Below are 23,053 nucleotides of genomic sequence, written 5' to 3'. Positions count from 1 at the left end.
CGGCAGGCCGAGAGGGGTGCCCCGCCGGTCGGCGGGGCGCCCCTCTCGCGGGTCGGTGTCCGGGGCGTCAGCCGGCCAGGCAGGACGGGCCGAGCAGCACCTTGAGGTCGCCGAAGAGGGCGGGGTCCGGCTTGACGCGGTGCCGGTCCAGCCGGAGCACGGTGGTCTTGCGGGGGCCCTGGAGCCTGATGCGCACCTCGGTGTCGCCGCGGTGGTGGCTGAGCACCTCGCCGAGCCTGCTGACCATGGGCGGGGTGACCCTGACCGTGGGGATGGTCAGGACGACGGGTGCGTTCGACCCGGCGTTCGAGATGTCGGGGACCTGCATCTCCATGGCGACCAGGCGCGGCACGTCCTCGCGCTTGTCGAGGCGTCCCTTGACGAAGACGACGGTGTCCTCGACGAGCTGGGTGGAGACCAGCTGATAGGTCGCGGGGAAGAACATGCACTCGATGGAGCCCGCGAGGTCCTCCACGGTGGCGATGGCCCAGGCGTTGCCCTGCTTGGTCATCTTGCGCTGCAGGCCGGAGATGATGCCGCCCACGGTGACGATCGCGCCGTCCGCGTGCTCGCCCCCGGTGAGCTGGGAGATCGCCGCGTCCGACTTGTCGGACAGGACGTGCTCCAGGCCGAAGAGCGGGTGGTCGGAGACGTAGAGGCCGAGCATCTCGCGTTCCTGGGCGAGCAGGTAGGACTTCTCCCACTCGATGTCGGAGAACTCGACGTCCAGGCCGAAGCCGGGCTCGTCGCTCGACTCGTCGCCCATGCCGCCGAAGAGGTCGAACTGTCCCTCGGCCTCCTTGCGCTTGACCTGCACCACGTTGTCGATCATCGGCTCGTGGTGGGCGACGAGTCCCTTGCGGGTGTGCCCCATCTCGTCGAACGCACCGGCCTTGATGAGCGACTCGACGGTCCGCTTGTTGCAGACGACCGCCTCGACCTTGTCGAGGAAGTCGGGGAAGGTGGAGTACTTCCCCTTCGCCTTGCGGCACCTGATGATCGAGTCGACCACGTTCGACCCGACGTTGCGGACGGCGGTCAGTCCGAAGAGGATCACGTCGTCACCCTGGGCGGCGAAGTTCGACTCGGACTCGTTGACGTTCGGCGGGAGGACCTTGATGCCCATGCGCCGGCACTCGTTGAGGTAGACCGCGGACTTGTCCTTGTCGTCCTTGACGGACGTCAGCAGGGCCGCCATGTACTCGGCCGGGTAGTTCGCCTTGAGGTAGGCGGTCCAGTAGGTGACCAGGCCGTACGCCGAGGAGTGCGCCTTGTTGAAGGCGTATCCGGCGAACGGGACCAGGACGTCCCACAGGGCCTTGATCGCCGCGTCGGAGAAGCCGTTCTTCTTGGCTCCGGCCTCGAAGAGGACGAAGTTCTTCGCCAGCTCGTCGGCCTTCTTCTTGCCCATCACACGGCGCAGGATGTCGGCCTCGCCGAGCGAGTAGCCGGCGACGATCTGGGCGGCCTTCTGCACCTGCTCCTGGTACACGATCAGGCCGTAGGTGAGGCCGAGGACCTCCTTGAGGGGCTCCTCCAGCTCCGGGTGGATCGGGGTGATCTCCTGCCGGGCGTTCTTGCGCTCGGCGTAGTTCGTGTGCGAGTTCATGCCCATCGGGCCCGGCCGGTAGAGGGCCGAGACGGCGGAGATGTCCTCGAAGTTGTCGGGCTGCATCTGGCGCAGCAGCGACCGCATGGGGCCGCCGTCGAACTGGAACACCCCGAGCGTGTCACCGCGGCACAGCAGCTCGTAGGTCTTGGGGTCGTCCAGGGGCAGGGAGAGCATCTCCAGGTCGACGCCCTTGTTGGCCTTCACCATCTTGATGGCGTCGTCCATGATCGTCAGGTTGCGCAGGCCCAGGAAGTCCATCTTGAGCAGGCCGAGCGACTCGCACTGGGGGTAGTCCCACTGCGTGATCGTCACGCCGTCGGTGTGCCGCACCCAGATGGGCGCGTGGTCGACGATCGGCTCGCTGGACATGATCACGCCGGCCGCGTGCACACCCATCTGCCGGACGAGGCCCTCCACGCCCTTGGCGGTGTCGATGACCTTCCGGACGTCGGGCTCGTTCTCGTACATCCCCCGGATCTCGCCCGCCTCGCTGTAGCGCGGGTGCTTCGGGTCGGTGATGCCGTTGAGGTCGATGCCCTTGCCGAGGACGTCGGCGGGCATGGCCTTGGTGAGACGGTCGCCCATCGCGTAGGGGTAGCCCAGGACGCGCGCGGAGTCCTTGATCGCGTTCTTGGCCTTGATCTTGCCGTAGGTGCCGATCATGGCGACCTTGTCGGCGCCGTACTTCTCGGTGACGTACCGGATGACCTCGACGCGCCGGCGCTCGTCGAAGTCGATGTCGACGTCGGGCATGGAGACGCGCTCGGGGTTGAGGAAGCGCTCGAAGATCAGTCCGTGGGTGATCGGGTCGAGGTCGGTGATGCCCATGGCGTAGGCGACGATCGAACCGGCGGCGGAACCACGGCCGGGACCCACCGCGATGCCGTTGTTCTTGGCCCACATGATGAAGTCGGCGACGACGAGGAAGTACCCCGGGAACCCCATCTGGATGATGATGTCCATCTCGTACTCGGCCTGCTTCTGCCGGTCCTCGGGGACGCCGCCGGGGTAGCGGCGGCCCATGCCGGCCCGGACCTCCTCCTGGAACCAGGTGATCTCCGTGAAGCCTTCCGGGATGTCGAACTTCGGCATCAGGTCGCGCTTCTCGAACATGCCGGTCGTGTCGATCTGCTGCGCGACAAGGAGGGTGTTGGCGCAGCCCTCCTGCCAGGCGTCCGAGGAGTCGACGCCGTACATCTCGTCCGTCGTCTTGAGGTAGTAACCCGTCCCGTCGAAGCGGAAGCGGTCGGGGTCGGAGAGGTTCTTGCCGGTCTGGATGCAGAGCAGGGCGTCGTGCGCGGTCGCCTCGTTGGCGTACGTGTAGTGCGAGTCGTTCGTCACGAGCGGCGGGATGTCCAGCTTCCGGCCGATCTCCAGGAGCCCGTCGCGGACCCGGCGCTCGATCTCGATGCCGTGGTCCATCAGCTCCAGGAAGTACCGGCCCTCACCGAAGATGTCCTTGTAGTCGGAGGCCGCCTGGACGGCCTCGTCGAACTGACCGAGCCGCAGCCGGGTCTGCACCTCGCCGGACGGGCAGCCGGTGGAGGCGATGAGCCCCTCGGACCACTGGGAGATGGTCTCCCTGTCCATGCGGGGCCACTTCTGCAGCCAGCCCTCGGCGTACGCGTCCGAGGAGAGCTTGAAGAGGTTGTGCAGCCCGGTGCTGTTGGCCGCCCAGATCGTCTTGTGGGTGTAACCGCCGGAACCCGAGACGTCGTCCCGCTTCTGGTGCGGCTGCCCCCACTGGACCTTGCGCTTGTGCTTGCGGGACTCCGGGGCGACGTAGGCCTCGATCCCGATGATCGGCGTCACCCCGGCCTTCTTCGCGGAGTGGAAGAAGTCGTACGCCCCGTGGAGGTTGCCGTGGTCGGTCATCGCGATGTGCGACATGCCCATGTCGTTGCACGCCTCGAACATGTCCTTGAGCCGCGCGGCACCGTCCAGCAGCGAGTACTGGGTGTGGACGTGCAGGTGCGTGAAGGGCGGCTTGCTCACGGCGCTGTGCCTCCGGGTCGGTCTTCAGGGCGGCGCGAAGCGCCACGATGAGGGTGGTGGTGGGACGACGGGCGGGAGATGACGGTCGGGGGGGACAGCGTGGAAGTCTACGTCGCCGAGGGCACGGACGACGGGCACTCCACGGTACGGTCACGCGTTGGAAGACGCGGGGACGCCCGTCCCTTTTGTCATGAACGCCATGTACCAGGAGGCACCCAGCGATGTCGGACACGCAGACCGGCGCAGAGCAGCGCGGGGAGCAGATCCTCGCCGTTTTCGACACCGCGTTCGGGCAGCTCCTGGCCGCCGACCCCGCAGCGTTCCGTGTGAAGTTCCGCAAGATGGCGGGTTCGGCCTTCGCGTTCTACCGGGGCTCGGCGGGTCTGTTCTACTCCGACCTGGACCGTGAGCAGCACACCGGCCCCTACCTGGACGAACGCACCAGCCGGGTGTGGATCCACGGTGACCTGCACGCCGAGAACTTCGGCACGTACATGGACGCCAACGGCCGGCTCGTGTTCAACGTCAACGACTTCGACGAGGCCTATGTGGGCCCCTTCACCTGGGACCTCAAGCGGTTCGCCGCGTCCGTCGCCCTGATCGGCTACGCGAAGGCGCTCGGCGACGACCAGATCACCGAGCTCGTCCGTGTCTACGCCGCCGCCTACCGGGAGCGGATCCACGCCCTGGCGACGGGCGCAAAGAACGACGAGGTGCCGCCCTTCACCCTGGACACCGCCGAGGGCCCGCTGCTCGGCGCGCTGCGCGACGCCCGCTCGCTGACCCGGTTCGGGCTGCTCGACTCGATGACGGAGATCCGGGACTTCGAGCGCCGGTTCACCGCCGACGGCGGTGCGATCGACCTGGACGCGGCGACGCGCTACAAGGTGCTGGCGGCGTTCGACGGCTATCTGGAGACGCTGCCGGAGTCGAGCCTGACCCGGCCCGACTCGTACCGGGTGAAGGACGTGGTCGGCCGCCGGGGCATCGGCATCGGTTCGGCCGGTCTGCCCTCGTACAACATCCTCCTCGAGGGCAACAGCGACGCCCTGGAGAACGACGTGGTGATCTACCTCAAGCAGGCCCAGACCCCGGCGGTCTCCCGGCACATCGACGACGCCTCCGTGCGGGACTACTTCCAGCACGAGGGGCACCGCACGGTGATCTCGCAGCGCGCGCTCCAGGCGCACGCCGACCCGTGGCTGGGCTGGACCGAGCTGGACGGTTCCGGTCAGCTGGTCGCCGAGGTCTCCCCGTACGCGGTCGATCTGGACTGGTCCGACATCGACGAGCCGGACGAGATCGCGGCGGTGGTCGCCGATCTCGGCCGGGCCACGGCCACGATGCACGCGGCGGCGGACGACGAGAGCGGGCACTCGCTGGTGCCGTTCTCCACCGAGCGCGCGATCGACGCGGCCATCGCCGCGGACGAGGAGGGCTTCGCCGAGCTCCTGGTCGACTTCGCGCACAGCTACGGCGCGCGCACCCGGGCCGACCACCAGATCTTCGTCGACCTCTTCCGCAACGGCCGCATCCCGGGCCTCTAGCACCTTCCGCGGGAGCCCGGGCCACCGGGCCCCGCGGATCCTTAGTGCTCGCTTACAGGGGCGCATGGCACACTCTCCGGCGATGGACGTATCAGGGACGCAGATGAGAGCGATGCGCGCGGGGCTGTTCACCGCGCTCGTCGTCACGCTCTCCTCCGCGTCCCATGTGCTGCTCTCCCGGGTCCCGCTGCCGCTGACCGCCGTCGCGCTGCTGGCCGGGGCGGTCTTCGCCGTGGCGTTCGCGCTGGCGGGCCGTGAGCGCGGCTTCGGGGCGATCGCCGGTCTGCTGGTTCCGCTGGAGCTGGCGGCGGACACGGTGTTCACCACGGGCCAGCACCTCTGCTACGGCGCCGCGGGCGGCCCGATCGCGGGCCCGCTGCGCTCCGTGGGCGTCGACGTGCTCTGCGGCGGGGAGGCCGGGTCCGGGGCCGACGGACTCTCCGGCGTGGCCTCGGTCGGCACCCCGCTGGCCGGGGTGACCGGGAACGGCGGCCACGCAGCCGCCCTGCTCGCCTCTCCCGGCCCCGCCGTCCCCTGGCTGCTGCTCGCCGCCCACGTGGCGGTGGGCCTGCTGGCCGCCGCCTGGCTGCGGCGCGGCGAGTCGGCGCTGGCGGGGCTGCTGCGCGCGGCGGCCGCCGTCGCGTTCCGCCCGCTGCTCACCGCGGTCGCCGTGACCGGCACGGCCCGGCGCCGCGGACGGCCCGGCGCCGCCCGCACCGGCCGCCCGCACCCGCTCGCCCCCGTCCGCCTCCTGGTGCACTCCGTGGGACGGAGGGGCCCGCCGTACCCGGCCTTCACCCCTGCCTGAGTACGCGGTACGCCCCCTTTCCGAGCCACCCCACCTACGGAGCACCCCCATGAGCAAGCGCAACAGCCAGGCCAGCAAGTCCGCCGCCCGCGAGCGGCTGCGCGCGGAGCGCGAGCGCCAGGCCAAGAAGGACAAGGCACGCAAGCAGATCGTCGTCGGCGTCTCGGTCGTGGCCGTGCTGGCGATCGCCGGCGGTGTCAGCTACGGCGTGATGCAGCTGAACAAGCCCTCCGCCTGGGAGGCCGCGGCGGACGCGAAGAACGTCACCGCCCCCAAGAACACCTCGGGTGACGACGGCACGACCGTCGTGATCGGCGAGTCGAGCGCCAAGAAGACCCTGGAGCTCTACGAGGACTCGCGCTGCCCGATCTGCGCCACGTTCGAGCAGGCGGTCGGCGAGACCGTGTCCAAGGACGTCGACGCCGGCAAGTACAAGATCAAGTACGTCGGTGCGACCTTCATCGACAACTCGGACAGCGGCGAGGGCTCGAAGAACGCCCTGAGCGCGCTGGGCGCGGCGCTCGACGTGAGCCCCGAGGCCTTCCTGGAGTACAAGACCGCGCTGTACTCCGCGAAGTACCACCCCGAGGAGGCGAACGACAAGTTCGCCAAGGACAGCTACCTGATCGAGGTGGCGGACTCGGTGGACGCACTGAAGGGCAACAAGGCCTTCCGGAAGAACGTCGAGGACGGCACGTTCGACGCCTGGGCGATCAAGATGTCCAAGGCGTTCGACAAGAGCGGGGTGCAGGGCACGCCGACCCTCAAGATGGACGGCAAGAAGCTCACCGCCGAGGGCAGCGAGAACGCCCCCATGACGGTGGCGGACTTCAACACCGCGGTCACCAAGGCGCTGAAGGGCTGATCCACGGCCGGCCCGCGCCGGCAGCCGGGCCGCCCGGCAGGAGATCACGCGGCCGGAAGGGGCCCTCGGGCACCACTCCCGGTGTCATCCGGCCAACAGGCGGGCGAACTTCCTGTGTTCCCCCGCCTGTTCGCTCTACTCATCAGTAGGGTGATCGCCCGTGACCAGTCGACAGTTCTCCACCGCGCCCACCCGCCGCACGGTCGTCAAGGCCGCCGCCGCCACCGCGGTCGCCGGTTCCGTGCTCGCCGCCGCCACGAGCGCCCGCGCAGCCGGCGGCCCCGCCTTCCTGCACGGCGTCGCCTCCGGCGACCCGCTGCCCGACGGCATCCTCCTGTGGACCCGCGTCACCCCCGCGCCGGACGCCGTACCGGGCTCGGGGCTGGGCGCGGACACCCCGGTGGTCTGGGAGATCGCCGAGGACAAGGCCTTCTCCCGCGTCGCGGCCCGGGGCACGGCCGTCGCGCGGGCCGGCTCCGACCACACGGTCAAGGCCGACGTCCGGGGGCTGCGCCCGGCCACGGCGTACTTCTTCCGCTTCTCCGTGGCCGGCGGCGGGGCGGAGGACGGGCAGGGTGTCCTCTCCCCCGTCGGCCGTACCCGCACGGCGCCCGCTGCCGGGACCTCGGTCCCGGGAATCCGTTTCGGCGTGGTGTCCTGCGCCAACTGGGAGGCCGGCTGGTTCTCCCCGTACCGCCATCTCGCGGCACGTGCCGACCTGGACGCCGTCCTGCACCTGGGTGACTACATCTACGAGTACGCGTCGGGCAGTTACCCGACCCAGGACACCGTCGTCCGCCCGCACGCCCCGCTGCACGAGATCGTCTCCCTCGCCGACTACCGGCTGCGGCACGCCACGTACAAGACGGACACCGACCTCCAGGCGCTGCACGCCGCCCATCCGGTGATAGCCATCTGGGACGACCACGAGTTCGCCAACGACGCCTGGTCGGGCGGGGCCGAGAACCACACCCCGGGCACCGAGGGCCCGTGGACGGCCCGGATGGCCGCCGCGAAGCAGGCGTACTTCGAGTGGATGCCGGTCCGCGCCTCCACGGAGGGCACCGTCTACCGACGCCTGCGCTTCGGCGACCTGGCCGAACTGCACCTGCTCGACCTGCGCAGCTTCCGCTCCGAGCAGGCGTCCGTCGGCAGCGGGGCGGTCGACGACCCGGAGCGCTCGATCACGGGGCGTGCGCAACTGGACTGGCTGAAGGCGGGACTGACGGCATCGGACGCCCGCTGGAAGCTGGTCGGCACCTCGGTGATGATCTCGCCGGTCGCCTTCGGGGCGTTGCCGGCCCATCTGCTGGCGCCGCTCGCCGAGCTGCTGGGGCTGCCGGCGGAAGGGCTCGCGGTCAACGTCGACCAGTGGGACGGCTACACGGACGACCGCAAGGAGCTGATCTCCCATCTGCGGGACCACGCCGTGACCGACACGGTCTTCCTGACCGGCGACATCCACATGGCGTGGGCCAACGACGTACCCGTCCAGGCGGCGACGTATCCCCTGTCGGCGTCCGCCGCCACCGAGTTCGTGGTCACCTCGGTCACCTCGGACAATCTGGACGACATCCTGCGGGTGGCCCCCCGGACGGTGTCCGTCGTCGCGGCGACGGCGGTCAAGGCGGCGAACCGCCACGTGAAGTGGGTCGATCTCGACTCGCACGGCTACGGCGTCCTCGACGTGACGGCCGAGCGCTCGCAGATGGACTACTACGCCGTCTCCGACAAGACGGACAAGGGAGCGGCGTCGTCCTGGGTCCGCTCCTACCGCACGCTCAGCGGCACCCAGCGGGTCGAGCGGGTCGGCGCCCCGGTGCGCTGACCCGCCCGGACACCCGTGACGGGCCGCGTCCCCGGGGCGCGGCCCGTTCCCGTGAAGCCGTTCCCGTGGCGCCGTTCCCGGCGTGGCGCTACAGCGTGGCCAGGAAGCCGAGCGAGACCTTCCAGGTCAGTTCGGCCGCGTCCTGGTCGAAGTCGGGCAGCTCCGGGTCCGTGAACAGGTGTCCGGCCCCCGGGTAGCGGTAGACCTCGACGTCGGCGCCGGTCCGCTGCATCTGGAGGTACCAGCTGGTCTGCCAGTCGTGCGACTCGAACGGGTCGGGGTCGGCCACGTGCAGCTGTACGGGCAGCTCGTCCACCGAGGCGTTCTCCGCGATGTCCGAGGTGCCGTGGAGCAGCAGCAGCCCGCGGGCCTTGGCGTCGCCGAGCGCGAGGGTCTGCGCGACCGACGCCCCGAACGAGAACCCCGCATAGACGAGGCCCTGGTCGGAGTAGGGCGCGGCGGCCAGGACGGCACGCTTGAGCAGCTCGTCCTTGCCCACCTGGTCCTTGAAGGCCATTCCCTCCTCGACGGTGTCGAAGGTGTGCCCCTCGAAGAGATCGGGCACGCGCACGTCGTGGCCGGCTGCGCGCAGCCGGTCGGCAGCCGCGTGCACAGCGGGCCTCAGACCGTAGGTCGAGTGGAAAAGCATGATGTTCATGCGTCCCATGGTGCCAGTTGTGCCCCGATCGCTTGGAGGACGACGGAATGGAGAACGTACTGCGGCCCCTGCTCGTGGTGGGCGGGTCGCTGATCATCACGCTGCTGGTGGGCTGGCTGGTGGACCTGCTGCTGCGCCGCGCCGACAGCCGCCACCACGAGACGCCCTTGTGGGGCCTGCTCCGGCTCTGCCGCCCGCCGCTGCAGGTGGTCCTCTGCACGGCGCTGCTGCGGGCCAGCTTCGGCCAGATCAAGCTGGACGTGGTGCGGGACCACCGGGCGGGGATCGGCCAGGTCCTGACCCTGGTGCTGATCGCGGCGTCGGCCTGGCTGGTGATCCGTGCCGCGGCCACCGTCGTGCAGTCCTCGTACGCCCGTTACGCGACGTCCACCCGCGATCCCGCGCGGGTCCGCCGGGTCCGCACCCAGGTCACCCTGATCCAGCGGGTGGTCACCGCGGTGGTGGCGACGGTCGCGATCGCCGCGATGCTGCTCACCTTCCCCGCGATGCGCACGGTCGGCACCTCGATGCTGGCCTCCGCCGGTGTGATCGGCATCGTCGCCGGTGTCGCCGCCCAGTCGACGCTCGGCAACCTCTTCGCCGGCTTCCAGATCGCCTTCGGCGACATGGTGCGCATCGGTGACACCGTGGTGGTGGACGGGGAGTGGGGGACGATCGAGGAGATCACCCTGACCTTCCTCGCCGTACGGACCTGGGACGAGCGGCGGATCACGATGCCGGTGTCCTACTTCACGAGCAGGCCGTTCGAGAACTGGTCGCGCGGCGGGGTGCAGATGACCGGCACCGTCTTCCTGCAGCTCGACCACTCGGCGCCGATCGCGGCGATGCGCGAGAAGCTCCGGGACATACTCGGCGAGTGCGCCGCCTGGGACGGCCGCGACTGGTCCCTGGCCGTGACGAACACCACTCCGACGACGATCGAGGTGCGGGCCGTGGTGACCGCGAAGGACGCGGACGACATCTGGACGGTGCGCTGTGCCGTGCGGGAGCAGATGATCGGCTGGCTGCGGGACCACCACCCCTACGCCCTGCCCCGCGTGGTGACGTCACCCGCGGCGCTGCCGCCGGGCGACCACTGGCGGGAGCTGACGGGCGCGGAGTCCCTCCGGACCCCGTCGGTCGGCAACGTGCCGACCCCGGACAAGGCCCCCCGCACGGGGCGCGGCTGAACCACCGTGCGGCGGTGGCTCCTCAGCGCAGGCTGCGGACGTCGAGGTAGCGCAGCACCCGGTCGACGACCTCCGGGTCCGATCCGGGCTCGCTGCGGGCCGAGAGCACCTCGTGCCGGGCTGCCGACAGCAGCTCGCGCTGCACCCGGCCGAACGCCTTGAAGCGCTCCGCGCGCTGCGCGTAAGCCTCACGCCGCTCGTCGTCGACCATGTCCGGGCTGATCCGGGCCCCGATGTCGTACGCGGCGCGCTGGAGCCTCTCCTGGACCTCCTCGGGGAAGTCCTCGACGCCCTCGATCTCCTTGAGCCGGCGCTTGGCCGCCTTCGCCGCCCGGATCGCGAGTTCCCGTTCCAGGGCCTGTTCCGCGTCCGTGTCGGCCCGGACCCCGAGCTTGCGCACCAGCCACGGCAGGGTCAGGCCCTGGAACACCAGTGTGGCCATGATCACGGCGAACGCGACGAAGATGATCTCGTCGCGGCCGGGGAAGGGTTTCCCGTCGTCCGTCTCCAGCGGGATCGCGAGGGCCAGCGCCACCGAGGCCACGCCGCGCATCCCCGCCCACCACATGACGACGGTCTCGCGCCAGCTGGTGGGGATCTCCTCGCTGTAGTCGCGGCGGGTGTGCAGCCGCTTGGCGAGCCAGGTGGCCGGCAGCAGCCACAGGAGCCGTACGCCGACGACGACCGCGACGATCGCCAGGCCCCAGCCGACGAACTGCAGCTCACGGCCGTCGGCGGTGCCGAACACGCTGTGGAGTTCCAGTCCGATGAGGCCGAAGGCGACTCCGGTCACCAGGGTGTCGACGATCTCCCAGAAGGACCGGCCGGTGAGCCGCCCCAGGACGTCGTCGGCGTCCGCGGTGTGCTCGGCGAGGAAGAGCGCGGTGGTGAGGACGGCGAGGACGCCGGAGCCCATCAGCTCCTCGGCGAGGACGTAGCTGACGAAGGGCACCAGCAGGGTGAGCCCGACCTGGAGCGTGGCGTCGCCCAGCAGGCCCATGAGCTTGATGGTCAGCCAGCCGAGCACCAGGCCGACGACCACGGCGACCACCGCGGAGAGGACCAGCAGCCCGAACGCCTCGGGGAGCGAGAAGGTGCCGCTGACGGCTGCGGCGATCGCCACGTGGTACAGGACGATGGCCGTGACGTCGTTGAACAGACCCTCGCCCTCGAGGATCGAGACGAGCCTGCGCGGGAGCCCGACCGAGCCCGCGACCGCGGTGGCGGCGACGGGGTCGGGCGGGGCGACGAGGGCGCCCAGTGCCACGGCGGCGGCGATGGGCAGGCCGGGCACCACGGCGTTCGCGACCGTGGCGACGGCCGCCGTCGTGACGAAGACGAGGGCGACCGCGAGCAGGAAGATCGGCCGTTTGTTGGCCGCGAACTGCCGCCAGGAGGTCCGCTGCACCGAGGCGTAGAGCAGCGGAGGCAGCAGGGCGGGCAGGATGATCTCCGGCGGGATGTCCACGTCGGGGACGAAGCTCGCGAAGGCCATGGCGATGCCCGCGAGCGTCATCAGCACCGGTGCGGGGAGGCCCAGCCGCTCCCCCAACGGCACGGTGACCACCGCTCCCAGGAGAAGCAGGAGCAGGAGTGCCATCTGGTCCACGTCGTACCTTCCGCAGCGCGCCGGGCCGGGGCCCGTTGATCAGCCGGTCAGGGCCCCAGCGTGCCACGCGGGACCGGCGGACCTGTGGCGCCCTCCGGGCGGGCCGGGGTCAGAGCGCGCGGCGCATGGCCCGGTGCGGCATCCCGGCGTCCGGGAACTCGGGGCCGTACGCCGTGTAGCCGAGCCGTTCGTAGAAGCCGAGCGCCTGTGTCTGGGCGTGCAGGTCGACGGCGGCCAGGCCCAGGGCGCGGGCCTCGTCCTCGATGGCGCGGACCAGGGCCGCCCCGACGCCCAGACCGCGGGCCTCACGCGTCACGGCGAGCCGGCCGAGCGACCCGACGGTGTGGGCGCCGCCGGTCTTCCCCGCCGCCGCCTCACCGTGCAGCAGCCGTCCCGTGCCGAGCGCGGAGCCGTCCGCGGCCACGGCGAGGACGTGCACCGCCGTGGCGTCGTGGGTGTCGTACTCGATGTCCTCGGGCACCTGCTGCTCGCCGACGAAGACGTCCTTGCGGACCTGGAAGCAGGCGGCGAGGTCGCTCTCGTCGAGGGCCCTGCGCGTGCTGTACGGGGCGGTCGGGGCGGTCACTGGCTCTCCGCCGCGATGGTGTCGAGTGCGTGGCGCAGGTCGTCCGGGTAGGTGCTCTCGAATTCCACCCAGCCGCCGTCGGCGGGGTGCTCGAAGCCGAGCCGGACCGCGTGCAGCCACTGGCGCGTCAGGCCGAGGCGCTTGGCCAGCGTGGGGTCGGCGCCGTAGGTCAGGTCGCCGACGCAGGGGTGGCGGTGCGCGGACATGTGCACGCGGATCTGGTGCGTGCGTCCCGTCTCCAGCTTGATGTCGAGCAGGCTGGCCGCGCGGTAGGCCTCGATGAGGTCGTAGTGCGTCACGGAGGGCTTGCCCTCGGCGGTGACGGCCCACTTGTAGTCGTGCTGGGGGTGGCGGCCGATGGGGGCGTCGATGGTGCCGCTCATCGGATCCGGGTGGCCCTGGACCAGCGCGTGGTACTTCTTCTCGACGACCCGGTCGCGGAACTGCGCCTTGAGCAGGGTGTAGGCCCGCTCGGACTTGGCCACGACCATCAGGCCGGAGGTACCGACGTCCAGCCGGTGCACGATGCCCTGGCGCTCGGCGGCGCCCGACGTCGAGATGCGGTAGCCGGCCGCGGCGAGGCCGCCGATGACGGTGGTGCCGGTCCAGCCCGGGCTGGGATGGGCGGCGACACCGACCGGCTTCATGATGACGACGATGTCGTCGTCGTCGTGCACGATCTCCATGCCCTCGACGGGCTCGGCGACGATCTGGACCGGAGCGGGTGCCTGGGGCATCTCCACTTCCATCCAGGCGCCGCCGTGCACCCGCTCGGACTTCCCGGCCACGGCACCGTCCACCTGCACCTTCCCGGCCGCGGCCAGCTCGGCGGCCTTGGTGCGGGAGAAACCGAACATCCGGGAGATGGCGGCGTCGACGCGCTCGCCCTCCAGGCCGTCGGGTACGGGCAGGGTGCGGACCTCGGGATACGTACTCACCAGTCGAGTATGCCTTGCGCCCACTAGTCCTTGTGCACGGTGCCGTCGGGGTCCAGGCCCTTGAAGGAGAGGATCACGATGAGGATTCCGCCGCACACGATCGCGGAGTCGGCGAGGTTGAAGACGGCGAAGTGCGCCGGGGCGATGAAGTCGACGACCGCGCCCTTGAAGACGCCCGGCGCGCGGAAGATGCGGTCGGTGAGGTTGCCGAGCGCCCCGCCGAGCAGGAGCCCGAGGGCGATGGCCCAGGGCAGGCTGTAGAGCTTGCGGGCGAGCCGCACGATCACGACGATCACGACGGCGGCGATGGCCGTGAAGATCACGGTGAACGCCTCGCCGATCCCGAACGCGGCGCCCGCGTTGCGGATCGCGTCGAACTTGAGCCAGTCGCCGAAGATCTCGATGGGCTCCTCGTGCTCCAGCTTCGCGACCACGATCATCTTGCTGATCAGGTCGAGCAGGTAGGCGAGCACGGCCACCACGAGGAGGACGAGGACCTTCTTCCTGCCCCGGCCGCCGCCGGTGTCGTCGCTCCCGGCCGGGAGCGAGCCCTCGGAGGGCTGCTGGGGCTCAGCCCCGTCGGCCCCCTCGGCATCGGGGATGTCCGGCGTACCGATGATGCGCTCCGCCTCTGCCACGTGAGTCCCTCAACCCTAGGTACCTGACTGAGGACGAGGGTACGACACACCCGGGGTTTCAGGGGCCTCAGGCCCCGGACGACCTGCCCCGACGCGCCGCGGGTACGGCCGGGCCCGGTACGGCCTCGCGGGGTGCGGACCGACCGGGCCAGGGGGACTAGCCGCGCCGCTCCTGCTTCTGCTTGTCCTCCACGCAGAGCGTGGCCCGGGGGAAGGCCTGCATCCGCGCCTTGCCGATCGGCTTGCCGCAGATCTCGCAGAGGCCGTAGGTGCCCGCGTCGAGCCTGGCGAGGGCGCGCTCGGTCTGGTCCAGGGTCTCCTGGGCGTGGGCCGCCAGGGACAGCTCGTGCTCGCGGGTGATGTTCTTCGTGCCGGTGTCCGCGTCGTCGTCGCCCGCTCCGTCCCCGGAGTCACGCATCAGACCGGCCAGGGCCTCGCCCGAGGCCTCCAGCTCGCTGCGCAGCCGCAGGACCTCGCCGGTCAGTTCGGTCCGTGCCTCCTCGACCTCCTCGGGGGTCCAGGGGTCCTCCCCGGGCCTGACCGCCAGGTCCGCGGGCGCCGTCGCCACACCGCCCCCGGCCGGGGGGACCGCCGTGGCGGTGCCCTCTCCTGCAGCCGCGGACCGGGCCGCGCTCTTCTTGGCTACCACCGTGTGGACTCCTGTCTGCTCGGCGGCCTGAGCCGCCCCCGTGGCCTTCTTCGACGCCTTCTTCGACGCCTTCCTGGCTGCGCTCTTCTTCGCCGTGCTCTTCTTCGCCGCGCTCTTCTTCGCGGGCCTGCCGTGCACCGCGTCCGGGCCGGCCTGTTCCGGCTCCTGCGGATGCGACGCCGCCTTCTTCCTGGCGGCCGTCCTCTTCGCGGCCTTCCTCGCCGGCTCCTCCCCGCCCGTTCCCTCGCCGGTCCTCCCGCCCGCGTTCGCGGTCTCCTCCTCGGCAGCCGCAGCCGTGGATCTCTCGGACGCCGTTCTCGATACGGCGGTCTTCTTCGCCACCATGGCCGCGGCCCCTTCACATATTGTGATCTTGCACGCGAATCGTGCTGGGACGATAAATCGACCCCAGGCCCGCGGCAACGGGGCACGCCGCCGTTTCGCCCTCCGCACGACATGCCGGTGGTGCGCCTGCAACCGTTGTGCCCAGCTCCCCGCGTGGTAATCCGCCGCCGCACGGGCCTCCGGGACTCCTTCCGCCCCGACTGGCCATTCGGGTCAAGCCCCTCCCCGGGAACAAACGGGTCGGCCGTCGCCCGTGAGGGCCCGTACACTGGCCCCAGCGAGAGGCAGGGACGGGACGAGTAGCGTCGTACGCAGCCAGCAGCGAACCGGGGACGGTGGGAGCCCGGGGGCGAGCGCGCCGTGAAGATCACCCCGGAGCCGCCGGAAGAAAGCTTCGGACACGTGGGCTCCGCCCGCGGACACGAGGTCACTAGAACCGGCATCGCGACCCCAATGAGGGGGCCACGGGCGCACGCCCGCGGCCAAGGAGGGTGGTACCGCGGGAGCAGATCCGGCTCTCGTCCCTCCGACGGAAGTGGAAGACGTCCGCCGGAGGAAGCCCGCACATGACATCGCCGCAGTACCGCCAGGTACCCGCCCAGGTCGACCTGCCCGCCCTCGAGCACGCCGTGCTCGACTTCTGGCGCGACAGCAAGGTGTTCGCCAAGAGCCTCGAACAGTCCGAGGGCCGTCCCGAGTGGGTCTTCTACGAGGGCCCGCCGACCGCCAACGGCATGCCCGGTGCCCACCACATCGAGGCACGCGTCTTCAAGGACGTCTTCCCCCGCTTCCGCACCATGCAGGGCTACCACGTCGGCCGGAAGGCCGGCTGGGACTGCCACGGCCTGCCGGTCGAGCTCGCGGTGGAGAAGGAGCTGGGCTTCAACGGCAAGAAGGACATCGAGGCCTACGGCATCGCCGAGTTCAACGCGAAGTGCCGTGAGTCCGTCACCCGCCACACCGACGCGTTCGCCGAGCTCACGACCCGCATGGGGTACTGGGTCGACCTCGACGACGCCTACCGCACGATGGACCCGGAGTACGTCGACTCCGTGTGGTGGTCGCTGAAGGAGATCTTCGGCAAGGGCCTGCTGGTCCAGGACCACCGCGTGGCGCCCTGGTGCCCGCGCTGCGGCACCGGTCTGTCGGACCACGAGCTGGCCCAGGGGTACGAGACGGTCGTCGACCCGTCGGTCTTCGTCCGTTTCCCGCTGACGAGCGGGCCGCTGGCCGGCGAGGCCGCGCTGCTGGTCTGGACGACGACCCCCTGGACGCTGGTCTCCAACACCGCGGTCGCCGCGCACCCCGACGTCGACTACGTGGTCGCGACGGACGGCTCGGAGAAGCTGGTCGTGGCCCGGCCTCTCGTCGAGAAGGCGCTCGGCGAGGGCTGGGAGCTCACCGGTGAGGCCTTCACCGGCCGTGAGATGGAGCGCTGGACCTACGAACGCCCCTTCCAGCTGGTCGAGTTCCCGAGCGAGGCGCACTTCGTCGTCAACGCCGAGTACGTCACGACCGAGGACGGCACGGGTCTGGTCCACCAGTCCCCCGCGTTCGGCGCCGACGACCTCCTGGTCTGCAAGGCGTACGGCCTTCCCGTGGTGAACCCGGTCCGCCCCGACGGCACCTTCGAGGAGGGCCTCCCGCTGGTCGGCGGCGTCTTCTTCAAGAAGGCCGACGAGGCCCTGACCGAGGACCTGGACGCGCGGGGCAAGCTCTTCCGCCACGTCCCGTACGAGCACAGCTACCCGCACTGCTGGCGCTGCCACACGGCCCTGCTGTACTACGCGCAGCCGTCCTGGTACATCCGCACCACCGCGGTCAAGGACCGGCTCCTCCAGGAGAACGAGAAGACCAACTGGTTCCCGGAGTCCGTCAAGAACGGCCGCTTCGGCGACTGGCTGAACAACAACGTCGACTGGGCGCTGTCCCGCAACCGCTACTGGGGCACCCCGCTGCCGATCTGGCGCTGCGAGGACGACCACCTGACCTGTGTCGGCTCCCGCGCCGAGCTCTCCGGGCTGACCGGCCGCGACCAGTCGGACCTGGACCCGCACCGCCCGTTCATCGACGAGATCACCTTCACCTGCTCGCACGAGAACTGCCAGCTGGAGGCGTACCGCGTCCCGGAGGTCATCGACGCCTGGTACGACTCGGGTTCGATGCCGTTCGCGCAGTGGGGCTACCCGTACAAGAACAAGGAGGTCTTCGAGTCCCGCTACCCGGCGCAGTTCATCTCGGAGGCCATCGACCAGACCCGTGGCTGGTTCTACACGCTGATGGCGGTCGGCACCCTGGTCTTCGACAAGTCCTCGTACGAGAACGTGGTCTGCCTGGGCCACATCCTCGCCGAGGACGGCCGCAAGATGTCCAAGCACCTGGGCAACATCCTCCAGCCGATCCCACTGATGGACCAGCACGGCGCCGACGCCGTCCGCTGGTTCATGGCGGCCGGCGGCTCCCCGTGGGCGGCACGCCGCGTGGGCCACGGCACGATCCAGGAGGTCGTCCGCAAGACGCTCCTCACGTACTGGAACACGGTGGCCTTCCAGGCCCTGTACGCCCGTACGTCCGGCTGGGCGCCGTCCGCGGCCGATCCGGCCCCCGCCGACCGCACCGTCCTGGACCGCTGGCTGCTGAGCGAGCTCGGCACCCTGGTCGACGAGGTCACGAAGGCGCTGGAGGCGTACGACACCCAGCGCGCCGGCAAGCTGCTCTCGGCCTTCGTCGACGACCTGTCCAACTGGTACGTCCGCCGCTCGCGCCGCCGCTTCTGGCAGGGCGACAAGGCGGCGCTGCGCACCCTGCACGAGGTCGTGGAGACCGTCACCCGGCTGATGGCCCCGCTGACGCCGTTCATCACGGAGCGGGTCTGGCAGGACCTGATCGTTCCCGTCGCCCCGGACGCCCCGGAGTCGGTGCACCTGTCGTCCTGGCCGACGGCGGACCCGGCGTCGATCGACCCGTCGCTCTCCTCGCAGATGGCCCTGGTACGCCGCCTGGTGGAGCTGGGCCGGGCCACACGCGCCGAGTCGGGGGTCAAGACCCGGCAGCCGCTGTCGCGCGCCCTGGTGGCGGCCTCGGGCTTCGAGTCGCTCACGCCGGAGCTGCGCGCCCAGATCACGGAGGAGCTGAACGTCTCCTCCCTGGCCTCCCTCTCCGAGGTGGGTGGCTCGCTGGTCGACACCACGGCCAAGGCGAACTTCCGCGCGCTGGGCAAGCGGTTCGGCAAGGGCGTCCAGGCGGTCGCCAAGGCCGTCGCCGACGCCGACGCCGCGGCGCTGAGCCTGGCGCTGCGCGAGGGAACGGCCTCGGTGGAGGTCGACGGCGAGCAGATCACCCTGGCCCCCGACGAGGTCATCATCACGGAGACCCCCCGCGAGGGCTGGTCGGTGGCCTCCGACTCGGGCGCGACGGTCGCGCTGGACCTGGAGATCACCCCGGAGCTGCGGGCCGCCGGACTGGCCCGTGACGCGATCCGGCTGATCCAGGAGGCCCGCAAGAACAGCGGCCTGGAGGTGTCCGACCGCATCGCGGTGCGCTGGACCTCCCCGTCCTCCGAGACCGCCGAGGCCCTGACCGCGCACGCGACCCTCATCGCGGACGAGGTCCTGGCCCTGGACTACGCGCGGGGCGAGGCCGACGACACGTACGGCACCCCGTTCGAGGACGAGGGCCTGTCCCTCACGTTCCGCCTCCGCAAGACCGAGGCGTAGCCCCCACCCGAAGGGCGCGGCCGGACACACTCCGGCCGCGCCCTTCGTCGTACCCGGCCTATGTCGAACCGGGGACACCGGAACCCGGCCCCTCCGGCGATCGAGGAGCGGGGTCCGGGGGCGGATCCCCGGTTGCAGGGGAGGCGGGCAGGGGACGAGCCCCACGCAGCGGCCCCGTCCCGCGACCGGGCAGCGCAAAAGGGCCGGGCCCCGGGGAAAACCCCGGGGCCCGGCCCTAGCCTGCCGACGGCTACGCGCTCAGCGAGCGCGAACCGCTCAGTTGTCGTCCTCGTCGATGAGGAACCCGCGCATCGGCGACGGGGCCTGCTGCATCGGCTGCGGCGCCTGCGGCCGCACCGGTGCCATCGGCTGCGTCATCGCGGGCGACATCTGCTGCTGGCCGCCACCGTAGGACGGGCCACCGCCCATCGACTGGTTGCCGCCGCCCATCTGCTGGCTGCCGTGGCCACCGTGGCTGCCGCCCATGGCGTGCCCCATCGAACCCGCACCGGCCGGAGCCAGCGAGGGCGACGGCGGCAGCGAGGCGGCGGCGGGGGTCCGCGGCGGGGCCAGCGAGTCGTCGGCCTGGGTCTCCAGCTGACGCAGCTGGCTCTCCAGGTAGGACTTCAGACGGGTCCGGTACTCGCGCTCGAAGCCACGCAGGTCCTCGACCTTGCGCTCCAGCGTCGCGCGGGCCGACTCCAGCGAGCCCATCGCCACGCGGTGCTTCTCCTGCGCGTCCCGCTCCAGGGCGTCCGCCTTGGCACGGGCGTCGCGCTCCAGGCCCTCGGCACGGCTGCGCGCCTCACCGACGATCTTGTTGGCCTCGGAGCGGGCCTCCGCGATCGCCTGGTCGGCGGTCTGCTGGGCGAGGGAGAGGACACGGGCGGCGCTGTCGCCACCGGGGCCCTGACCGGGCTGCTGCATCTGCTGCTGCTGTTGCTGTTGCATCTGCTGCTGCATCTGCTGCTGCTGAGCGTGACCACCCATGGGGCCGCCCATCGGGCCACCCATGGGACCGCCCTGCATCGGGCCGGGGCCGTGCGGGCCCTGCGGACCGGGACCGTGGCCGCCCTGGGGGCCATGGCCGCTGGGACCGGCGGGCAGCTGCGGAGCGCCACCGGGCAGCTGGGGGGGACCCATCTGCGGAGGCTGCTGCTGCTGGACCGGCGGACCCGATATGGCGGCGGGCACCGGGGCGCCCGGCCTCTCCTGCTGCTGCTGCTCCGGCGGTTTACGCATGCCCTGCTGCTGCTGGTTCTGCGCGGCCGCACGCGTGGCGGCGGCCAGCTTGGCGCGCAGGTCCTCGTTCTCACGGAGCAGCCGGGTCAGTTCCGACTCGACCTCGTCGAGGAAGGCATCGACCTCGTCCTCGTCATAGCCTTCTCGGAGGCGGACGGTCGTGAACTGCTTGTTCCGCACGTCCTCGGGGGTCAGCGGCATCTCTTCTTCACCTCTACGTAGTCGTCGGCAGTCGGCAAGACCGTATCGTTCACACGCTGCTCGCAAGCTTGCCCACGAGGCTGAGCAGAATGTAGACGATGATCATCAGAACGAAGAAGGACAGGTCAAGTGCCACGCCCCCGAGACGCAACGGCGGTATGAACCGCCGCAGAAGCTTCAACGGTGGATCCGTGACAGTGTAAGTGCCCTCGAGAACGACCACCATCGCCTTGCCTGGCTGCCATGAACGTGCGAACTGGAAGACATAGTCCATGACCAGCCGGAAGATCAGCACGATGAGGAAACACATCAGCGCGATGTAGACCACATCCAGTGCGACGCCCATGTCCCGCGCTTCCCTCTCCCCTGGCTTTCGTAGCCCCGGCCTCCCGGCCGGCTTTGTTCCCGGTGTTCTCAGCTCTGGTTGAAGAACCCGCCCTCTGCGATGCGGGCCTTGTCCTCCGCCGTGACATCGACGTTAGCAGGCGACAACAGGAACACCTTCTGCGTCACACGCTCAATGCTGCCATGGAGACCGAAGACGAGTCCCGCGGCAAAGTCGACAAGTCGCTTCGCATCGGTGTCGTCCATCTCCGTGAGGTTCATGATCACCGGAGTGCCCTCGCGGAAGTGTTCCCCGATGGTACGGGCCTCGTTGTAGGTCCTGGGGTGCAGCGTGGTGATCCGGTAGGGCTCACGCTCGGACACGACCTTGGGCATGATCACCGGTGCGTTCTTCTCCAGGTTCGGACGGTCAGGTGTGATGGATGCCACGGGGGCGATTCGGGCGGGTCGTCCGCTTTCCGCCGGGAGCTGAACCGGTTCCCGTGGTGCGGGCGGTTGCACCGATCGCACCGGTTCGTCCCGTTCCCGCTCCACCGGATGCGCGGGCTGGTGCCGCCGCCGGTCGCGCTCGGGCTCCGGCTCGGGTTCGAATTCGTCGTCGGGGTCGAACCCCGGACCGTCGTACCCATCGTCCTCCACGAGGCCGAGGTAGACCGCCATCTTGCGCATCGCGCCGGCCATGCTCCGAGTCCTCCGCTCTGTGGTGGATCGGCATTCGTGTCACCAAGTGCCCGCGATCCACTCCGGCCAGTCCGCGTGAGCGGGAATGACCATATTTTCTGCTGTGGTCCGACCTGCTTCGCGACGTTACCCGAGCCGGGGTCGGACTCCGAGTACCGCCGTACCGACGCGTACATGTGTCGCCCCGGCCGCGATCGCGTCCTCGAGATCCGCGCTCATCCCGGCAGAGACCATGTTCGCAGCCGGATGGTTCCCGCGCAGGCGGGACGAGAATTCCACCAGCCGGTCGAACGCGGCCCGTTGCCGGCCGGCGTAGGGACCGGCGAGCGGCGCGACCGTCATGAGTCCGTCGAGCCTGAGGCCCTCCGCCTCCTCCACCGACGCGGCCAACTCCTCGATCGCGTCCGGTGCGACGCCGCCCCGGTCCCCGCGCTCGCCGCTCTCCGCGTCGAGGGCGACCTGGATGAGGCAGCCGAGTTCGCGCCCGCCCCTGACCGCCGCCGCCGAGAGCGCGGTGACCAGCTTCACCCGGTCCACCGACTGCACGACTCCGGCATAACCGGCCACGGAACGGACTTTGTTGGTCTGCAGCTGTCCGACGAAGTGCCAGGTGAGCGACAGATCCGCGCAAGCGGCGGCTTTCGGCGCCGCATCCTGGTCACGGTTCTCCGCGACCTGACGCACGCCGAGTTCGTACAGAATGCGCACATCGCTCGCGGGGTAGGTCTTGGTGACCACGATGAGGGTCACGTCCTCCCGCTCGCGGCCCGCCGAGGCGCAGGCGGACGCGATGCGCTCCTCCACCTGTGCCAGGTTCTCGGCGAGTTGGGTCCTGCGATCCGTCATGCCCTATCAGTCCAACCAGACATAACCGGCGAGCCGCCCCGTGGTGCGGTCCCGGCGGTACGAGAAATGGTCGCCGGACTCCAGGGTGCAGAACGGCGAGCTGTGCCGGTCGACGACGCCGAGCTCGTCGAGCTGGGCGTGGACCCCGGCCGTGACGTCCACCGCGGGAGTGCCCCAGCTGGTCTCCGACCACGAGGCCGGGACCGCCGCGGCGACCTCGGCCCGCATCTGCTCCGGGACCTCGTAGCACCGTCCGCAGACGGCCGGTCCGGTGTACGCGGTGATCCCGGACGGTTCGGCACCGAGCGCGATCATGGCCTCGACCGCGGCCGGAACCACCCCCGCGACCAGACCGGGCCGTCCCGCGTGGGCGGCCGCGACGACGCCGGCTGCCGGATCGGCGAGCAGCACGGGGGTGCAGTCGGCGGTGAGCACCGCGAGCGGGAGACCGCGCCGCGACGTCACGACGGCGTCCACCGCGGGGACGTCCGCGGGGGCGTCGCCCCACGGGCCGTCGACCACGGCGACGTCCCGCCCGTGCACCTGGTTCATCCAGACCACCCGGGCCGGGTCGAGACCGAGGGAACGTGCGGCGCGCGCGCGGTTCGTACGGACGGCGGCGGGGTCGTCACCGACCGCGCCGCCGAGGTTGAGCTCCTCGTACGGAACGGCGCTCACTCCGCCCCACCGGTCGGTGAAGGCGAAGTGGGCGCCGCCCGCCGAAGACCCCGCGGCTCTCACCGCGTGCTGCGGA

Annotated in this window: 18 protein-coding genes; 6 read left to right on the top strand and 12 right to left on the bottom strand. The window is 70.6% G+C overall.

The window, feature by feature from the left end:
• Window positions 1–67: 67 nt before the first annotated feature.
• Complete coding sequence (gene dnaE, locus IA22_RS0104555) at window positions 68–3,607, bottom strand: DNA polymerase III subunit alpha (protein WP_030122798.1); 3,540 nt, start codon at window positions 3,605–3,607, stop codon at window positions 68–70.
• A 221-nt stretch (window positions 3,608–3,828) separates the two neighbouring features.
• On the opposite strand from dnaE, the gene IA22_RS0104550 reads away from it, so the two are divergent.
• From IA22_RS0104550 to IA22_RS0104535, 4 genes are all read left to right on the top strand, one after another.
• The gene (locus tag IA22_RS0104550; protein WP_015576816.1) at window positions 3,829–5,154 is read left to right on the top strand and encodes a DUF2252 domain-containing protein; all 1,326 of its coding nucleotides are present in this window, start codon (window positions 3,829–3,831) and stop codon (window positions 5,152–5,154) included.
• A gap of 82 nt (window positions 5,155–5,236) precedes the next feature.
• Window positions 5,237–5,962 carry a hypothetical protein gene (locus IA22_RS0104545; RefSeq protein ID WP_030122797.1) on the top strand — a complete coding sequence of 242 codons (726 nt, stop codon included), beginning with the start codon at window positions 5,237–5,239 and terminating at the stop codon, window positions 5,960–5,962.
• Between the two features lie 49 nt (window positions 5,963–6,011).
• Complete coding sequence (locus IA22_RS0104540) at window positions 6,012–6,827, top strand: DsbA family protein (protein ID WP_014156765.1); 816 nt, start codon at window positions 6,012–6,014, stop codon at window positions 6,825–6,827.
• Window positions 6,828–6,987: 160 nt separating this feature from the next.
• Window positions 6,988–8,655, top strand: coding sequence for an alkaline phosphatase D family protein (locus IA22_RS0104535; protein ID WP_030122796.1), 1,668 nt, complete (start codon window positions 6,988–6,990; stop codon window positions 8,653–8,655).
• An 88-nt stretch (window positions 8,656–8,743) separates the two neighbouring features.
• On the opposite strand, the gene IA22_RS0104530 is transcribed toward IA22_RS0104535, so the two are convergent.
• Window positions 8,744–9,322 (bottom strand): dienelactone hydrolase family protein, encoded by a 579-nt coding sequence (locus IA22_RS0104530; RefSeq protein ID WP_030122795.1) that lies wholly within the window; start codon window positions 9,320–9,322, stop codon window positions 8,744–8,746.
• A gap of 38 nt (window positions 9,323–9,360) precedes the next feature.
• Here IA22_RS0104530 and IA22_RS0104525 point away from each other — a divergent pair, with 38 nt between their 5' ends.
• Window positions 9,361–10,503, top strand: coding sequence for a mechanosensitive ion channel family protein (locus IA22_RS0104525; protein WP_030122794.1), 1,143 nt, complete (start codon window positions 9,361–9,363; stop codon window positions 10,501–10,503).
• Window positions 10,504–10,525: 22 nt separating this feature from the next.
• On the opposite strand, the gene IA22_RS0104520 is transcribed toward IA22_RS0104525, so the two are convergent.
• The 5 genes from IA22_RS0104520 to IA22_RS0104500 form a co-directional block, all read right to left on the bottom strand.
• On the bottom strand, window positions 10,526–12,112 hold the full coding sequence (locus IA22_RS0104520; protein WP_030122793.1) for a Na+/H+ antiporter: 1,587 nt from the start codon (window positions 12,110–12,112) through the stop codon (window positions 10,526–10,528).
• Between the two features lie 109 nt (window positions 12,113–12,221).
• Window positions 12,222–12,698: a GNAT family N-acetyltransferase gene (locus tag IA22_RS0104515; protein WP_014156760.1), complete on the bottom strand. Its 477-nt coding sequence runs from the start codon at window positions 12,696–12,698 to the stop codon at window positions 12,222–12,224.
• The gene (locus IA22_RS0104510) at window positions 12,695–13,636 is read right to left on the bottom strand and encodes an RluA family pseudouridine synthase (protein WP_014156759.1); all 942 of its coding nucleotides are present in this window, start codon (window positions 13,634–13,636) and stop codon (window positions 12,695–12,697) included. The genes IA22_RS0104515 and IA22_RS0104510 overlap by 4 nt, the downstream gene beginning before the upstream one ends.
• A 23-nt stretch (window positions 13,637–13,659) precedes the next feature.
• Entirely contained in the window at window positions 13,660–14,274 is a 615-nt protein-coding gene (gene lspA / locus IA22_RS0104505) for a signal peptidase II (protein ID WP_014156758.1), read from the bottom strand.
• A 157-nt stretch (window positions 14,275–14,431) separates the two neighbouring features.
• Complete coding sequence (locus tag IA22_RS0104500) at window positions 14,432–15,268, bottom strand: TraR/DksA family transcriptional regulator (RefSeq protein ID WP_014156757.1); 837 nt, start codon at window positions 15,266–15,268, stop codon at window positions 14,432–14,434.
• Window positions 15,269–15,834: 566 nt separating this feature from the next.
• Here IA22_RS0104500 and ileS point away from each other — a divergent pair.
• Window positions 15,835–18,984 carry an isoleucine--tRNA ligase gene (gene ileS / locus IA22_RS0104495; protein WP_030122792.1) on the top strand — a complete coding sequence of 1,050 codons (3,150 nt, stop codon included), beginning with the start codon at window positions 15,835–15,837 and terminating at the stop codon, window positions 18,982–18,984.
• A 276-nt stretch (window positions 18,985–19,260) separates the two neighbouring features.
• Here ileS and IA22_RS0104490 read toward each other — a convergent pair whose 3' ends face one another.
• From IA22_RS0104490 to pgeF, 5 genes are all read right to left on the bottom strand, one after another.
• A complete protein-coding gene (locus tag IA22_RS0104490) occupies window positions 19,261–20,427 on the bottom strand; it encodes a DivIVA domain-containing protein (RefSeq protein ID WP_030122791.1) in 1,167 nt (388 codons plus the stop codon).
• Between the two features lie 49 nt (window positions 20,428–20,476).
• Entirely contained in the window at window positions 20,477–20,773 is a 297-nt protein-coding gene (locus IA22_RS0104485; RefSeq protein ID WP_014156754.1) for a YggT family protein, read from the bottom strand.
• Between the two features lie 68 nt (window positions 20,774–20,841).
• Entirely contained in the window at window positions 20,842–21,453 is a 612-nt protein-coding gene (locus tag IA22_RS0104480; protein ID WP_014156753.1) for a cell division protein SepF, read from the bottom strand.
• 126 nt (window positions 21,454–21,579) lie between these two features.
• On the bottom strand, window positions 21,580–22,299 hold the full coding sequence (locus IA22_RS0104475; protein ID WP_014156752.1) for a YggS family pyridoxal phosphate-dependent enzyme: 720 nt from the start codon (window positions 22,297–22,299) through the stop codon (window positions 21,580–21,582).
• A 6-nt stretch (window positions 22,300–22,305) separates the two neighbouring features.
• Window positions 22,306–23,040 (bottom strand): peptidoglycan editing factor PgeF, encoded by a 735-nt coding sequence (pgeF, locus tag IA22_RS0104470; protein ID WP_015576825.1) that lies wholly within the window; start codon window positions 23,038–23,040, stop codon window positions 22,306–22,308.
• Between the last annotated feature and the right edge of the window lie 13 nt (window positions 23,041–23,053).

The sequence above is a fragment of the Kitasatospora papulosa genome (assembly GCF_000717245.1).
Lineage (GTDB): Bacteria > Actinomycetota > Actinomycetes > Streptomycetales > Streptomycetaceae > Streptomyces > Streptomyces papulosus.
This window is presented reverse-complemented; position numbering and strand designations above follow the sequence as displayed.